The sequence below is a fragment of the Candidatus Uabimicrobium helgolandensis genome, from assembly GCF_041508025.1.
GTDB lineage: Bacteria > Planctomycetota > Uabimicrobiia > Uabimicrobiales > Uabimicrobiaceae > Uabimicrobium > Uabimicrobium helgolandensis.
In genome coordinates, this window is record NZ_CP165719.1 from 6,511,421 (window position 1) to 6,527,255 (window position 15,835).

The 15,835-nt window shown below is 33.9% G+C and carries 8 protein-coding genes and 8 tRNA genes; 11 read left to right on the forward strand and 5 right to left on the reverse strand.

Features of this window, described 5'->3' with window-relative positions; all coding sequences use genetic code 11:
• Positions 1–166 precede the first annotated feature (166 nt).
• Both UABHE_RS24165 and UABHE_RS24170 read right to left on the reverse strand, forming a co-directional pair.
• Positions 167–322: a hypothetical protein gene (locus UABHE_RS24165; protein WP_372365873.1), complete on the reverse strand. Its 156-nt coding sequence runs from the start codon at positions 320–322 to the stop codon at positions 167–169.
• A 21-nt stretch (positions 323–343) separates the two neighbouring features.
• Positions 344–1,843 (reverse strand): tetratricopeptide repeat protein, encoded by a 1,500-nt coding sequence (locus UABHE_RS24170; protein ID WP_372365874.1) that lies wholly within the window; start codon positions 1,841–1,843, stop codon positions 344–346.
• 583 nt (positions 1,844–2,426) lie between these two features.
• On the opposite strand from UABHE_RS24170, the gene UABHE_RS24175 reads away from it, so the two are divergent.
• Together UABHE_RS24175 and UABHE_RS24180 are read left to right on the forward strand one after the other, a co-directional pair.
• A complete protein-coding gene (locus tag UABHE_RS24175) occupies positions 2,427–3,251 on the forward strand; it encodes a leucine-rich repeat domain-containing protein (RefSeq protein WP_372365875.1) in 825 nt (274 codons plus the stop codon).
• A 522-nt stretch (positions 3,252–3,773) separates the two neighbouring features.
• Positions 3,774–4,424: a hypothetical protein gene (locus UABHE_RS24180; RefSeq protein ID WP_372365876.1), complete on the forward strand. Its 651-nt coding sequence runs from the start codon at positions 3,774–3,776 to the stop codon at positions 4,422–4,424.
• Positions 4,425–4,700: 276 nt separating this feature from the next.
• Here the strand turns inward: UABHE_RS24180 and UABHE_RS24185 are convergent, their stop codons facing one another.
• Positions 4,701–7,733 (reverse strand): HEAT repeat domain-containing protein, encoded by a 3,033-nt coding sequence (locus UABHE_RS24185; RefSeq protein ID WP_372365878.1) that lies wholly within the window; start codon positions 7,731–7,733, stop codon positions 4,701–4,703.
• A gap of 243 nt (positions 7,734–7,976) precedes the next feature.
• Here UABHE_RS24185 and UABHE_RS24190 point away from each other — a divergent pair, with 243 nt between their 5' ends.
• Positions 7,977–9,446, forward strand: a complete 1,470-nt coding sequence (locus tag UABHE_RS24190) for a sigma-54-dependent transcriptional regulator (RefSeq protein WP_372365879.1) — start codon at positions 7,977–7,979, stop codon at positions 9,444–9,446.
• Between the two features lie 535 nt (positions 9,447–9,981).
• Here the strand turns inward: UABHE_RS24190 and UABHE_RS24195 are convergent.
• Together UABHE_RS24195 and UABHE_RS24200 are read right to left on the reverse strand one after the other, a co-directional pair.
• Positions 9,982–11,397 (reverse strand): serine/threonine-protein kinase, encoded by a 1,416-nt coding sequence (locus UABHE_RS24195; RefSeq protein ID WP_372365880.1) that lies wholly within the window; start codon positions 11,395–11,397, stop codon positions 9,982–9,984.
• Positions 11,390–13,417, reverse strand: a complete 2,028-nt coding sequence (locus tag UABHE_RS24200; RefSeq protein WP_372365881.1) for a protein kinase — start codon at positions 13,415–13,417, stop codon at positions 11,390–11,392. Before UABHE_RS24200 ends, UABHE_RS24195 begins: the two co-directional genes overlap by 8 nt.
• A gap of 1,536 nt (positions 13,418–14,953) precedes the next feature.
• Between UABHE_RS24200 and UABHE_RS24205 the strand changes: the two genes are divergently transcribed.
• From UABHE_RS24205 to UABHE_RS24240, 8 genes are all read left to right on the forward strand, one after another.
• Positions 14,954–15,027: transfer RNA gene (locus UABHE_RS24205), tRNA-Trp, on the forward strand.
• A gap of 6 nt (positions 15,028–15,033) precedes the next feature.
• Positions 15,034–15,122: transfer RNA gene (locus UABHE_RS24210), tRNA-Ser, on the forward strand.
• 39 nt (positions 15,123–15,161) lie between these two features.
• Positions 15,162–15,235: transfer RNA gene (locus tag UABHE_RS24215), tRNA-Arg, on the forward strand.
• A gap of 8 nt (positions 15,236–15,243) precedes the next feature.
• Positions 15,244–15,332 (forward strand) — tRNA-Ser (locus tag UABHE_RS24220).
• Positions 15,333–15,336: 4 nt separating this feature from the next.
• Positions 15,337–15,410: transfer RNA gene (locus UABHE_RS24225), tRNA-Arg, on the forward strand.
• Between the two features lie 9 nt (positions 15,411–15,419).
• Positions 15,420–15,507 (forward strand) — tRNA-Tyr (locus UABHE_RS24230).
• A 77-nt stretch (positions 15,508–15,584) separates the two neighbouring features.
• Positions 15,585–15,683, forward strand: a tRNA-Tyr gene (locus UABHE_RS24235).
• Between the two features lie 4 nt (positions 15,684–15,687).
• A tRNA-Cys gene (locus tag UABHE_RS24240) sits at positions 15,688–15,761 on the forward strand.
• Positions 15,762–15,835 lie beyond the last annotated feature (74 nt).

Consider the following 15,835-nt stretch of genomic DNA (forward strand, 5'->3'; position numbering starts at 1 on the left):
GGAATTGGAAGAAACCATACTCGAAAGTTACACAGTCAAAGATAACCTCGGCGAAGGTAGTATGAGAATCATTTATTTACTAAAACATAAGATAGATAAACAACAATACGCCGTGAAGCGCGCACTGTTCGCCAGTGACAAACATCGTCGCAATTTTATACGTGAATTAAACTGCTGGATTGACTTGCGTCGATATATCGCCTAGTTTACTTTGATAGAGAGGACACCTGTAGTGATTACATATCTTTTGCGAATTCTCTTCCTCTTCTAGATAACTGTCAATCTCAATGGTTTCCTTGCAGTGGCTACAATACACCGTCATACTCTTTCCCCTTTATCCATTTCAGTGTATTTGTTCTTTTATCCGTTTTACCTGCCTTTCGAGAGGCGCACCACCATATCCCGAAGACAATACTTTATCTAAATCTTTTATAGCAAGATCTATTTTTTTTTGTCGGTAATAAAGCATGCCTCTTCTATAGTAAAATAGATTATTCTTTGAAATAGTGTCAATAGCTACACTATAGTTCTTTATTGCAAGCTCATACTTTTCTTGCTTGCAATATAAGGAACTAACTAAAAAATAAATTTTTTTATCGTAGGGATTAATTTCAATTATCTTATTGTAATCCTTGATAGTAAGATCGTATTCTTCTTGCAGGTGGTACATGGATGCTCTTTTGTAATAGAGTTCTGCATTGTTAGGATGAAGTTCAATTGCTTTACTGTAGTCTTTTATAGCAAGATAATGCTCTCCTTGTTTTTGGTGTAAAATTCCTCTTAAATAGCGCAAATCTTTGTAGCTAGAGTCGATATCAATTGCTTTATTATAATTCTGTATTGCCAGACCATATTCTTTTTTCTCTTGATGCACGTATCCCCTGTAATAATATGCCTCTATATCTCTAGGGTCGAATTCAATCGCTTTATCATATTCTTGTTTCGCTAAAGACATTTTTTTGTGTAATCGGTAGATATTAGCTCTTAATCGATACAGGTTATTATGCTTCTTCTGATAACTCTCTTTTGCTTTCTTTATAAGACCTTGGGTCGCTAATTTTCGATAATCGAGTGCAATAGATTTTTCCCAATTGTATATAGCCAAATCAAATTTCTTTAACTTATTATATATAAGTCCTATGTTAAAATACCCGTATTTGTCTTTGGGATTCATTGCGATAGATTTTTTGTAGTCCTCTACAGCTAAATGGTCTTTCTTTAAAATTTGGTACGCAAAACCTCTACAAAAATATACACGTTTATGCTTTGGATTATTCGCGACAACATTTTCATAATCTTGTATTGCTAAATGGTATTTCTCTAATTTAACATAAGCAAGCCCTCTATGAAAATAGGAGTTTTGATATCTAAAGTTAATGGCAATTTCATTGGTGAAATATTGTATCGCCAAACTATATTTTTTTTGGTGGTAGTATATCAAACCTATGCTAAAGTGAGCGTAGAAGTAATTAGGATTTATTGCAAGTGCTTTTTTATAATCTGCCACTGCTAGATCAAGTTTTACTTGCTTTTCGTATATAAAACCTCTCTTAAAGTAAGCAACAGCATTATTGTTATTTTTTTTTATAGCGCGACTATAATGTTTTAATGCGAGTTCATCTTTTCCCTGGCGCTCATATTTAATACCTATTTGTACATCATCTTTGTAAATTCCAAAAGACACAGACAGCATTACTGAAACCACAATAAAAAAGTAGAATAGCGCTGTTTTTTGTTTGCTTGATTTTTTTCCTACCTCTTGATTTTTTACTAACAATGCTTGTTTTTCTAACAAAGTAACTATTTCTTGCTCAGATGATATTTCTTCTTCTGGTTTTTCCATCGTTTCTCACCCCAATCATATAAATAGCAACAGTGTCTTTATCAACGTAAAACAATGATATTTGTCAATTTGTTATTTTGCGACTAATTTAAAAGTAGCATAAAATATCTATTTTCTTTAGAATAATAATTATATTATTTAGTTTTTTAGTGAGGCTATAACTGCAAAAATTGCTTTTATTATTGAGTGTTTTTTTTGCGCATGTTATCGCATGAAGTATATATATAACGAAGACTTGACGCGATGCAGGTTCTGTAAGTCTTGCCTCAAAAAAAGGATAAGGCTTTTTGATTTTGGAGTGTCAGATATAGAATTATGTACAACATAAAACTGGTGGAGTTTGCGTTTTATTTGTTCTCTAGAGTGCAACTCTCTAGCGGTAATCAATCGCAGCACTGTTTGGTGATTGTCTTAGATCTTTTTAGATTTTTGTGTTTTAATAGGAACGGTAAGTAAAGAACTTACACAATTGCATTTTAACTCTAATTGAGTCTAGCGTTGGATAACCAAGGTGCTAATTTCGATTACAAAATACAACAGATAAAAAAATTTAAGTGTCTTTACTGGTGAAAGAAATATAGTTATGTTGCAAAAAAAAGTAAAAAGTAAAATTATTAAGGAACTTACACCATATACAAAATACATGGGATGTACCTTTTTCTTAGAATCTGCTATAACAGAAAAAGCAGAACTTGAGAAAGTTACATTTGATAATTGTTCTTTTCGCGGAAATGGTACGGTTGTTGATTTAGGAAATGCAGAACTTGAAAGAATACCTTCATGCATTTTTGCTATTAGTAATCTGCGGAATTTAGTTCTTAATAACAACGCAATATGCGAAATTCCAGAAGAAATAGGAAAGTTTATGGCTCTTGAAAATCTTGATCTAAGCAATAATCAGATTAAGGAAATTCCGCAAAAAATAGGAAAACTCTCTTTTCTTGACACTCTCAACCTTCGCAAAAATCAGATTGAAGAAATTCCAAAAGAAATAGGCCAACTATCTTCTATTGAAAATCTTGATTTGAGTGATAACAAAATAAAAAAAATCCCAAAAGAGATAGGGCAACTATCCTCTCTTGTATGCTTAGAATTAACTGCTAATAAAATTACAAAGATCCCAAAAGAAATAGGAAATCTTTCTTCCATTGAGTATCTTTATCTTACTAGCAACAAAATAAAAAAAATCCCAAAAGAAATAGGCCAACTATCTTCTCTTCAATATCTATATCTAAATTGTAATAAGATATCAGAGGTTCCACAAGAAATAGGAGAACTTGTTTCTCTTAAATTGCTTAATTTATCTGCAAATAATATAAAATCAATGCCATCTAAATTAAACAAAATAGTCAAGAATGCTATTTCCTTGGGTTATAAAGATCCTACCTATTTTTTAGACATAATTTAAAAAGACACAAAATACAGCTTTTTGGATGTTGAAAGTATCTCTTCTGCTGCTGTCATACTATATGACAAACAATTGGATGAGATCCAAACTTAAGAAATGCACCTTGTCCAAAAGAATAGTTAGAAAATTGACAATCTCAAATATCAATGCAACTATACTCTTCGAGATTTCCCAATAATTTATTACTTAAAAATGAAAGCCTATCTAGAGTCGTTTCCTTGTTTTTGCCCTTGTAATATATCTATAAAAATTTTTATCGCTTGTGAACAATACTCTTTATATTCACACAAACGTAATACTACACATGTTCTTTTTCTAAATTTATATTTGAAAAAACATAAATTGCAAAAAGAATCAATTTTATCTGTTGCAAACTCAATTTAAAAAACTTTCCGCGATACTCTTTCCCTTGAAAAACCACTACAGGGTAGAAACTACTTCAGATCAAATAACTTAGCAAGAGAGCTGCTAACAATAGTAAAACCATTTTGAATATCTAAATCAATAGAAAGTATAAAAATCATGATAAATAACGCGAAAAATATTTTTGTTTTTTTAGGATGTTTGCTAGGAACGATTCTTTGTATCTTTGGCATATACTTCATTAATGATTTTGAACATATTATAAAAATAAAGATAGGAGAAACATATTCGTTTTCATCTTGGAAAAAAATAAAAACTATCAATGAAATGTACCGCGTTCGCGAAGCAACAGCAACGCTATCTATAGCTGAATTGAATTTAACAAAAAATCTCAATATTGAAGGAATTTCGAAACTAAAAGAATGGAATCTCAATGAAGTCAAAGTTGTGGTTGTAAAAGTTAAAGGTATTCCTATTATTAGTGGACGCACAAAAGTGGATATTAAAGTGAATATTGTGGTTCCTAAAAATCACGATTTAGTAGGCAAAAAAGGGACACTCAAAGTAGAAGGAAAGGTTGAATACCCTTATTATAGTATAATAGAAGGCGCTGTTGGGTCTGCAATAAATAATGTCAAATATCGTATAAAGACAACTCAATTTTCGAGAGAACAAGATGTCATATTCATTGACCAAGGGAAGTCTGGAAGAAAAGCAGGAATACTAGAAAAAATATTAGCTGGAATAATGATTGTTTTCGCAGTACTTACAATTAGTGCATTTGGCAATTTAGTTGGGTCCAAAAAATGACTTTCATAAAAATTCACATTCTCAAACCACACTGATTTGCGTTCATCAAGATCAAATATACATTTGTGATAGGTCGTTTCATTTTCTATGAGCTGTAATTTTTTAGTTGTAATTTTTTTCATTTTATTCTTTCGTAAATTTTTATTTCAATGTGTACTTTAAATAAAGTACCAAACCTACTGCGATTTAAAACGAAACGATATTCTAATTGTATAATTACGGTAAATAATTTGCACAAGATATTGATTATAAAATATCTTACACTCAAGTCTTAGGTTAACATGACTTAAAAAGATTCAAAATATAGTTTTTTGGATGTTGAGAGTATCTCTTCTCCTGCTGCGATACCATACGACAAACAATTGGATGAGATCCAAACTTAAGAAGTGCACTTTGTGCAGAAGAATAAGCTAGAAGATTGACAATCTCAAATATCAATTCAACTATATGCTCTTCGAGATTTTCCAATGCTTTATTGCTAAAAAATAAAAGTCTCTCTAGAGCTGTTTCCTTGTTTTCGCCTATATGGCCTTGTAGTATATCTATGAAAACTTTTATCGCTTGTGAGCAGTGCTCTTTATATTCGCATAAACGCAATGCTGCGCGCATTCTAACTATCGCGTTGGGATGTGAAATTAACTTTACAAGATATGTAACACACCTTGGAGAATTTATCTTATATAAAGCATACGTGGCTGCTTGTGCTCTTTCTATTTTCTGGTTTTTAGTTTGTTGGTATAAAGCATCGACAGCTACATCTCCTAATGGTTCTAACAATAAAATCGCTGCATCTATTTCTTCATCAAGTAACAGTAAAAATTTATCTAGTCCATATTCATTGTCACCATTTATTTTTAATAAAATTTTTCGATATACATAGTTGATAAATAAAGATGGTTCATCTGTCATAGCATCTACCAAGAATCTAATAATATCTATTTGACATAGGCCAACTTTTGTCATTGTCTCTGATGTTAAACACTGACTAACTGTTCCTATTGCTTTTGCTGCCTCCATCATTGTAGCATCATCTCTTAAAGCAACAAATAAATGGTATAAAAACACAGTAGCGTTTTTTTCAGTGATAAACCAACAAATGCAAGAAATCGTGGCCAAACGTAAATCATCATCGTGACTTTTTATATGTTGTTGCCAGTTAGATAAAAGAATTTCGTACACACCTAGTTCAGCTTTGTACGGATAACTTGATTCTCGTCCTAAAATTTTTATAAGTTGAACTTGCTGTTTTTGATCGCAAGTTTGCCAAAATTTACTAAGTTGCTGTTTATTTAAAATCCTAAACAACGTGCTAACAACATCTCTAGAAATTTCGGCTTTTGCAATAATACCTTTGAGTAAAGTAGGGACTATTCGATCATCCTTTATTAAACTTAAAAGATAAATGTACTTTGAATTTTTATAATTTATCTTTTCAAGGTATTCGAGCAACATGGGTACGCTTTGTGAGCTTCCGATTGAAAACAATGCATCAATAATCAGTTCTTCGTCTTGTAGCATCAAATGAGAAACGGCATCTTCTGCTCCTATTCCAATATTCTCAAGAGTTCTTATCGTTGTTTTTTGAATATCTTTATCTTCTGAATCAATAAATTCAATAAGTGTACCGACCGCCTGACTGTGTTTTAACTTTCCCAGATTTTCTATTACTTGTAAACGTATATCGCGGTTGTCGTGGTTTATGTTTTGCATACAAACACCAGCTATTTGTTCTTTCTTTATGCTGCTATCTCCAAGAACCTCTATGATATTTACCCAAGTATTTTTGCTTTTCCGCTCCCAAGGCAACAAGCCTACTTCTTCTAATTTAGGAACCGTAAATGGATGTTCTACAAATTTGAGCAGTTGTTTAATAAAGCGTTCGCTTGATCTAATTTCTATTGATTTAAATGACAAATCTTTTATAAGTCGCGATACAAAATTTTCGACATATTTATTTTTATTTTCTAGCAAAATTTGCGGCAGGTATTCATAAAGGTATTTTAGTGGCTCCTTTCCTAAGCGGTAAATTATAATAGAAAGAGGGCAGATCTGTTTTAAGGTGTTTACTGATACTGAGTGATTGAATCGCAAACAAGATACTGCAAAATAAAACAACAAATCTTCTTCATCTTCAAAACGACTAATCTTTAGTAGTTGACTAAGTTTTTCTTCTTCGCCCTTTTCCTCTCTTATAAGCTGCTCAAATTCATCCTTTGCACGAATGGCTATCAGGCGTTTTTCTTCAATCGATGCCTCAAGTATATTCCAATGATACGGTTGTAAGTATGAAATAAATTGTGGTGACTTTTTTACAATTCTTAAAACAGCAAGAATAGTTTTTTGCGAATAGTTACCAAAAAAGTTGAAGAGCTGCGGAACTTCTTTTCCTATTCTTCCAAGACTATCTATCACATTTTCGATATCCTCATTATTTTCTAGTTTTTCTTGTAATTGTAGTACAATATCACCTAGGTCTTGCTGTTGTAAATCACAGAAAATAGGCCTTACCAAGAAATCCATATCTTCTAAAGTACTTTTGGCCTCTATTTGAATATATCTATTTGGATGAATAAGTAGCTCAGCTATATTTTCTGCTAATTCGCGAATAGAAAGCTTCTTAATTGTTTTGAGTGTCTCTTGAAGTAAATCTTCATTATCGTGACGCAGTAACTTTTTTAAGTGCGGCGCTACCAATCTTTTAGTATGAGCTGACGACATCCCTTGCAATAAACTCAGCGCGTAGTGTACAATCATGAGGTCTTCGCATTGTAAAGATTTACATAAATGTTCGGTAACTTTTTGAGATTTTTCTCCCAAAAGAAGAATATTAGTAATTTCATTTGGATCAAGCCGATAATAAACATCTTTGCCTTGGAAAAAAAAATGCTCTTCAATAAGATGTGAATGTAAAGTATTGATCAGGATGCTTTCATTATTTTTTTTACAATAAATCACACCATGATCATTACCTTTTGCAAAACTACAACCCCAAGGACAAGATTGCCAACCACTTGTCATGTACTCGACATGTTGATATTCATAATCAGGATGTAATTGGCCATTGCCATCCATCAAATTGCGTAAAGCTTGAGCAATTTCTTGATGAGAAGTGCCAGAGTCCAAAACAACTTGCCAATCCTGAGCAACAAGAGGTAATAATTTTTCATCTTTTCCAAGAAAACCATGCTGTGAGTGGTCTCTAAAGATATCATCATCTTCTACTTTAAAAGGATACAAACGGTTTTGTAGTCGTTGTAGACCAATCTCTCTAACAACTAACTTATACAATTCTTCGTATTTAGGTACCATAGCGTTACTTTCTATTAACAGACTTAAATGTTGTTTAGTGATTACAAGAAATAGGTACACACCTATAGTAAATTTAGTTGTAATTTTTTTTGAGATTTTTTGTCCACTCTGGGCTGCCCTACCAAATTTAAATAACTCTGAAAATATACTACAATCATTCCTTTGTAATTATCGATATATATATGATATATTAGAGCCTAATAGTATATGTAGCTACATTCGCAATCAAATTGGAGAACAAGAATGACTACATCTGTTTTAGTTGTGGAAGACGATGAAAAAAGCCTACATTATCTTACAAATATCTTGCGGGAAGATCAATATCGAGTTCGCCCAGTAACAAGTGGAAATCAGGCATTAAAATCTATAAAAGCGAAATTGCCAGATATTATTTTATTGGATATTAATATACCTGATATCAGTGGTTACGATGTGTGTCAAAAATTGAAAATTGAGGAAAGTACCAAAGATATACCTGTTATTTTCATCAGTGGTTTGACTGCTATAGAAGAAAAAAACAAAGGCTTTTCATATGGATGTGTTGACTACATTACCAAGCCATTTTTTAAAGAAGAAATACTGGGGAGAGTAAAGGTACACGTACAAAATGGACAGTTAATCAAAGATTTACAGAATACGGTTATTCGTTTAGAGCAAGAAAAAGAAGAGAAAAAACAAGCGCAGATAGCTTTGCAAAAAGTAGATGATAAACTTACTGTTATGTCCTCTCAAAATCATAAAATGTGGGGATTGGATCAATTTATTGGTGAAAGTGCCGCGATCAAACAAGTTATCGAAAAAGTAAAAAAACTACAAGGCAAAAAAACGAATGTTTTACTTCTTGGAGAAAGCGGTACAGGTAAAGAACTACTTGCACGTGCAATCCATTATGGAGAAGATAGCCATGAACCGTTTATTCCTGTAAATTGTTCGCTTTTTACGAAAGATATTGCCCAGGTTCAATTATTTGGACATACTCGCGGAGCATTTACCAGCGCTGTCAAGTCACACAAGGGACTGTTTGAGTGTGCTGAAGGTGGAACACTATTTTTAGATGAGATTGGTGACTTATCGTTAGATGTGCAAACTATGTTGTTACGTACTCTCGAAGATGGAATTATACGACCTGTTGGTAGTGAAATAAGTCGTGAAATCAATGTACGTATTATTGCAGCAACGAATAGTGATTTACAAGAAAAAATAGAGCAAAAACTTTTTCGCCGCGATTTATATTTTCGCTTAGCGCGATTTATTATCGATGTACCGTCTTTGCAAAAAAGGTGTGAAGATATACCGCTGCTGGTCTCCCATTTTCTCAAACTATTTGGCGAAGATATGAGAAAGAATGTATTACTCGTTGATGACAATGTTATATCTTGTTTAAAAAAACACGATTATCGTGGAAATATTCGCGAATTAAAAAACATCATTGAGCATGCTGTAATTATGTGTGATGGTAAAAAAATACAAGCTAGTGATTTACCTTCTCATGCATTTTCTGATGATCTGCTTCAAGAGTTATCAGAAAATACTAGCGAAGAAGAAATGATTATTGCGTATGTTAAAAAAAATTCACAAATCAACAATCGTCAATGTCGCGATATCTTAGATGTAGATATACACCATGCTTCTTATGTTTTGCGTAAATTGCAAAAGGCAGGAGTTATTGTTAAAAAAGGAACGCGACGGTGGAGCTACTACTGCTTATCTTGACAGTTATTCCTATTTAATTACTTTTTCTTTTCGTTTGATTCATTAATAATGTTCACGATTTTTTCATAATTAAGTAGGGCGTGTCATCATTCAAAATATTGTGTGTTTTTTCGAGCCCGAGCCCGTTTCCGAAACTTTCACTAACAATTTATCAAAGAAGCAAAGTTTCTTTTTCCATCGCAAAAAACTAGTATTGAACCAATAAATTACTTTCTGTCGCTCTCAAAAAGTTTTCGGGCGCGGGCTCGCAAACGGGCTCGGGCTCAATACTACTGGCGTATCATTAAATGAATCCGTTATATTTTTATCTGTATTGAATGATGACACGCCCTGACAAAAAAAACTTTTTTGACATAATATTATACCAGTTGTTGAATTGTAATTTGCACTAAAGAATAGTTTGATTATAATTTATGGTCTCAATACTATCCACATTGCCAGTTGAATTAATGATATTTTATTGCACATCTACACTTTACTTAATAGTCGTGACATCTCGCTGTTATTGAAACGCCAGAGTAAATAGCAGTGGGATTTATTCATATCTCCATTTAAACACAAATGAATATCGAAAATCGTCTATAAAATCTATAAATTTCGCCTTTGCCCATGAACTATTCTTTTCTAGAATACCACGTTTTCCATTCTTAATAATCAAGCATTTGCGAATGCCGTTTTTGTTTAAAAATTTATAAATAAATTTATGTTCTTCTATATTGCGGTTGTTAAAATGTATTAAGCCGCCATTGTATTGAGTTAAACGATTCTTAAGATGTTTGTAAAAGACTGGCTCACCTAAAAGATAGAACGCTTTATCGCTTTTTACAATATCTTTAATTTTAATTCTCCAACTACGAAATTTTTCTACTTTGGTTTTTAAACTATCAAAATGTTCATCATTTTTGAAACGATTTAGTACGGCGTTTATTTTTTGTTCTGTATCTTGAATAACAGCTGTTTTCTCCTTATTTTCAGCTATTTTTGTCATATTATTGCGCTTGGTCTTTTTGCTTTTATTTTTTGGTAAGAGTGCTGAAATCATAGCAATAGCTATTACTATATATACTACCCCTAATAATATCTGCGAAGACTTTAAACCCAAGCGCCGTTGCAGCGAATAATTGCGTCGCGCATGAATTGTTTTTCCACGCACAAATCTCTTTAGATCTTCTGCTAAGTCATGTGCGCTCAGGTAGCGATCGCAAGGTTTTTTCTCTAGACATTTAAGGCATATTATTTCTAGCTCTTGTGGAATTTTTTTGTTAAATTTTGTTGGAAGAGGCACAACTTTATCGAGTATTTGCTTCATCATTCTATTTTGGTCACCGCGAAAGGGTAAACGTCTTGTTAGAAGCTGATAGAGGATAATTCCTAAAGCGTATACATCACTTGTCGCCTTTACTTTTTGTCCTTTGACTTGTTCTGGAGACATGTAGGCTATTGTACCTATTGCTGTGCCACTTCTTGAGAGTCTTTGCGAGGCATTATTTACCTTTGCTAGTCCAAAATCCATGACTTTTGGTTCGTGTTCTGCCATCATTATATTTTCGGGTTTTAAATCGCGGTGAATTATTCCTTGCTGATGAGCATAGTGTATTGCGTTGGCAATTTTAATCAGTACACAGGCAATATTTTCCACGGACGCATTATTTTTGCGAACATAATCTTCTAAGTGAGGACCTTTTATGAGCTCCATTGTCAAAAAGGGAGAATCGCCATCATAGCCAAAATTATATAGTTTAACAATATTGAGATGTTTTAACTTTGCCATAGTGTATGCTTCGCGGCGAAAACGATCTACATCACTTTTTTTAAACTGTTCGATCGCAATAATCTTAAGAGCAACATCTCGTCGTAATTGCTTGTCAAAAGCTTTATATACTTTCCCCATCCCGCCTTCGCCAATCATCTCATCTATGCGAAACTGCTCGAAATTTTTATTTTCATCCATTTTTTTTCCCTTGTGAAATTGTGTAAATCATTAACTCTCGTAGAAAATATACTGTACGGCTGCTAGGGTCAAAACGTATATCAATAATGTTCTCTCCCACCTTCAAATAATCAGTGATATTAAAGTAGTCTTGAATTTCTAAATCAACTTCGAATTTTTCGCGAAATTTTTTGTTATTTATTGTTATATCAATGAATGATTCCCTTATTTTTTGCCCATTGGGTTTTATTATTTTTCCAGAATAGTGTTTGACTAAAAGAATATGTGATAGATCTTTTTTAGATATAGAAAAGCCAAAAGATATCGTTAAATTCTGGTGATTCAAAATAAAACGAGTAATGGTACGACCTTTTTTATCTTTGGGCAATTGTTTAGATACAAACATATGTTTTTTTACAAGTTTTGCGTTTTCCACATAGAAACGCGATATCATACTGCGCCTATTAACGCGACCGGCTGTACGATTCTTTCCCCACTCACAGATGATGAGAGGGAATTTTTTTAGCTTGTTTCCCCATGCAGGATGTTCGTCTGATTCCATATTTATAAAAGCTGTATTTTTTATGTACGATCTTGCTTTTTTATGCTTCGCTTTTTTTCCTTTAACATCTCGCCGGTGATGAGGGGCACGTTTAAGAATAGACCAGTTATTATAAGTCGTGGGCTCTCCTGTGATCCACTGAAATGGTTGATCAATAGATTTTCTCTGCATTCCCAACCAATATTTTTTTCCAGGAGTGAATATTTTTTTTATAAAGTTTTCCTCTTGAATATCTGTAATAGTGACTAGATATCCATCTAGTGATTCGCAAATTTCTTGTGCAGTACTCCACGAGCTAGCTTTATTAATAACAATGTAGTGATGACCGGCATAAGAATATATTTGACTATGTTCTAAGTTTTGATTTTTTAGTTTTTGTAAAACTCGCTGTTGCCATTCATCCAAATTTGGTTGTGTTGTCACTTTTGGTTGTGTTATCACTTTTGGTTGTGTTGTTTTTGACTGTTGCGTCACTTGTGTAACTTGCTCTTCTGAGTTGCGATAAATTACAAATAATAGTAGCAAAGCTACCAGTATTATAAAAAAATGTTTATAGCGATTTATTTGTCTTTTTGTACGTATCCATTTGGGAGAGTAGTGAATGCTCGACTTAGGCGTTTTTCCTTTGGTAAATTTGTATAAATCATCGCCAAATGCACTGGCTGTTTGATAACGATCTTCTGGTTTTTTTTCTAGTGCTTTTAAACATATATTTTCTAATACCTTGGGAATTTTTTTCTTAATTTGTGAAGGAGGCACAACTTCTTTCTTTACTAATTGAAAAAAGAGATTCATAGCATTGGAGGATTCGAAAGGTAAACGCCCTGTTAGCATCTCATAAAGAATAACTCCCAAAGCATATACATCCGCTCGATGATCTACTTTTTCCCCGTTTGCTTGTTCTGGAGGCATGTACTGTAAAGTTCCAATGACTTGTCCACTGCGTGACATTTTTGTAGAAACATTATTCGTTTTAGCCAACCCAAAATCCGTTATTTTAGGAGTGTCACCATCCATCAATATATTCCCTGGTTTTAAATCGCGATGAATTACTTTAGCACGATGTGCACAGTGGGTTCCTTCAGCAACTTGCCTCATGATCTGCGCAATTTGAGTCAGAGAAAGTTTATTGTTCTTCATATAGTTTTGTAAATCACCATCTTCTACTATTTCCATAGTTAAAAAAGACATGTTTTGAAATATTCCCCAGTTATATATTTCTGCTATATTCTTATGCTGAATCTTTGCCATTGAGATCGACTCTTGCTGAAAACGTTTTAGGCGCTTTTTTTTTGATTTTTCGCTGTCTCCTGTACTATCAAGTAAAACCTTCAATGCTACTGGACGATTTAATTCAGTATCTATTGTCTTGTATACTTTCCCCATACCACCTTTACCAAGCATTTTAATAATCTTGTACTTATTGGCAAATAGTGAATTAATATCAATGTTATTAGGTTTGTTAGTATTCTTATCCATATTGTATAAACCCTAAATGGTAGACCATTATTTTTATTTATATTCCTTATAACCGCGAAAATAGAGATAAACTTCACTAACAATTTCTATGCCAAATCATATAACTTAGTTAATTTACGAGCGCTCATTTTGATTTAAGTTCTTGATTAAGAAGGTTTTTATACGTTTACAACTAAATAAGTTGATTTGAGAAAGTTAATAAACAATATTTTTTCGTTTTTATAGTAGATGTAACTGCTGTACTAAGAATTTTTACTAAGTGGCAAATAGTCCTTAAAAATACAGGCCTTAGAAGAATAAAAGGTGGGCACGCTTTTGTAAATGTTTATTTTGAATAAACGGTGCGTATTTTGAATAAACGGTGCATATTTTGAATAGACTGTTTTTCCAATTTTCTCTAGTCGCGTCGCGGGTAATGACATTCACGTCAGTGATGAATGGGCTGACATCCGTGCCAGACTCGACGAATTACATTCGTGCCAGTGAATAGAAGATATATATTTTGAATAGAAGGTGTGTATTTTGAATAGACTGTTTTTCTAATTTTCTCTAGTCGGAAAGATAATATAACATGTTGTTAGTCAATGACATATAAATGTTGACATATAAGAGGTCAATGCTTATGTTTCAACACATAAACAAAAAATAACATATATTCATTCTTTATAAAAAAATGGCTTTATAAAATACTTTTGAAAGAAATCTCCCTAGTACGTATTTAGATTTTGCTAGTGACATTGTAAAGTCTGCGGCCGAGCATCTTACACCACATCTGTTTGGATACTAAAGAATTTGTGCACTTTTGCCATTCACAACTATATTCGTCTCTCCCCCAATCGCTAAATGAGCAGTTGTCAAACTCTGTTCTTGCAAAATCTTCGCTGTCAACATAATCTAAATAAAATGTACATCCCATAGATTTAATGTTTACCTCGACTTTTTTAATAACTTACCTTTTACTATTCTTTTACTCATTAAAGGCTCCAAGATTCATTTATAACATCGTACTTTTGTATCAATATTGCTTTCTTTAGTTCTACGCTTTCATTAAACGTCTTCCCAGCGACTCTGCCATCTCCTATGCATTTCTTCTCACAAGCTCCGTTCCTTTATTTCTGTGACTTTAGGCAAAAACGAAAACCAACAACGTGGTCGCGGAAGTTGGGCATAAGCGTGTCACGGTACGCAGAGCGCACGAGCCTGAACGAGTCGAACCAGCAACCACCGCGTATGACTCGATCAGAACCACTAATAGCTCCAACAGGATCTGTCAGAGCAAGGACAGCCTGAGAGGCACATAACTGTAGCTATGTAACCGAAGGCTCAACGCCGCTATGACACTCAAAGGCAAACTGCGTGTTCTTAAAAACTTTTTGCGACTTGCTTAACACACGTAATAATAAAAACCCCAAAAAACAAAGATCTGACAGCATTCCGTATTATAAACATCTATCCCAAAACAACTTATGTTATTACATGTAAAATCATAGCGCGCACTGTATTATTCACTCGTAAGACAAACGAAGTACAAAACAAAGGGGTGTAGCTCAATCTGGTAGAGCGGCGGATTCCAAATCCGTAGGTTGCGGGTTCAATTCCTGCCGCCCCTGTAATAAGGCGAGGTGGCCGAGTGGTTTAAGGCGGTAGATTGCTAATCTACTATAGTTGGCAACAATTATCACGGGTTCGAATCCCGTCCTCTCCTCTAAAACAAGTTGCTTGATAGTTTTATCAGGCCACTTACAAGGGAGTAGCTCATCTGGATAGAACGGCGGTCTACGAAACCGCAGGTAGCAGGTTCAAATCCTGTCTTCCTTATAAAACAAGGAGAGGTGGCCGAGTGGCTTAAGGCGGTAGATTGCTAATCTACTATAGTTGGTAACAATTATCATGGGTTCGAATCCCGTCCTCTCCTCTAAAAGGGAGTAGCTCAACTGGATAGAGCAGCGGTTTTCTAAATCGCAGACTGCAGGTTCAAGTCCTGTCTCCCTTATAAAGTTAAGGAGAGATGGCTGAGTGGCCGAAGGCAGCTTTGTATAATACAGTTACGACCCAACAGGTTGTCACGGGTTCGAATCCCGTTCTTTCCTCTAAACAGGAATAACTCAAACGACAGAGCGACTCCAAACCATAGAATTTCAAGTTCTGTCTCCCTTATTAAATCACGGAAGAGGTGGCTGAGTGGCCGAAGGCTATATGCCTATAGCTAGACTATAGGTCTATTGGGCCGGTAACGGAACCGCGGGTTCGAATCCCGTCCTCTTCCACAAGCAGGCGTACCCAAGTGGCTGAAGGAGTGTGATTGCAAATCACATATTCGCAGGTTCGAATCCTGCCGCTTGCTCTTAAAAGGATGTTCAATCTGGTAATAACTTCAACTTTCATTCAGAATTTTTTTTTAAACGCGAACTACAAAAT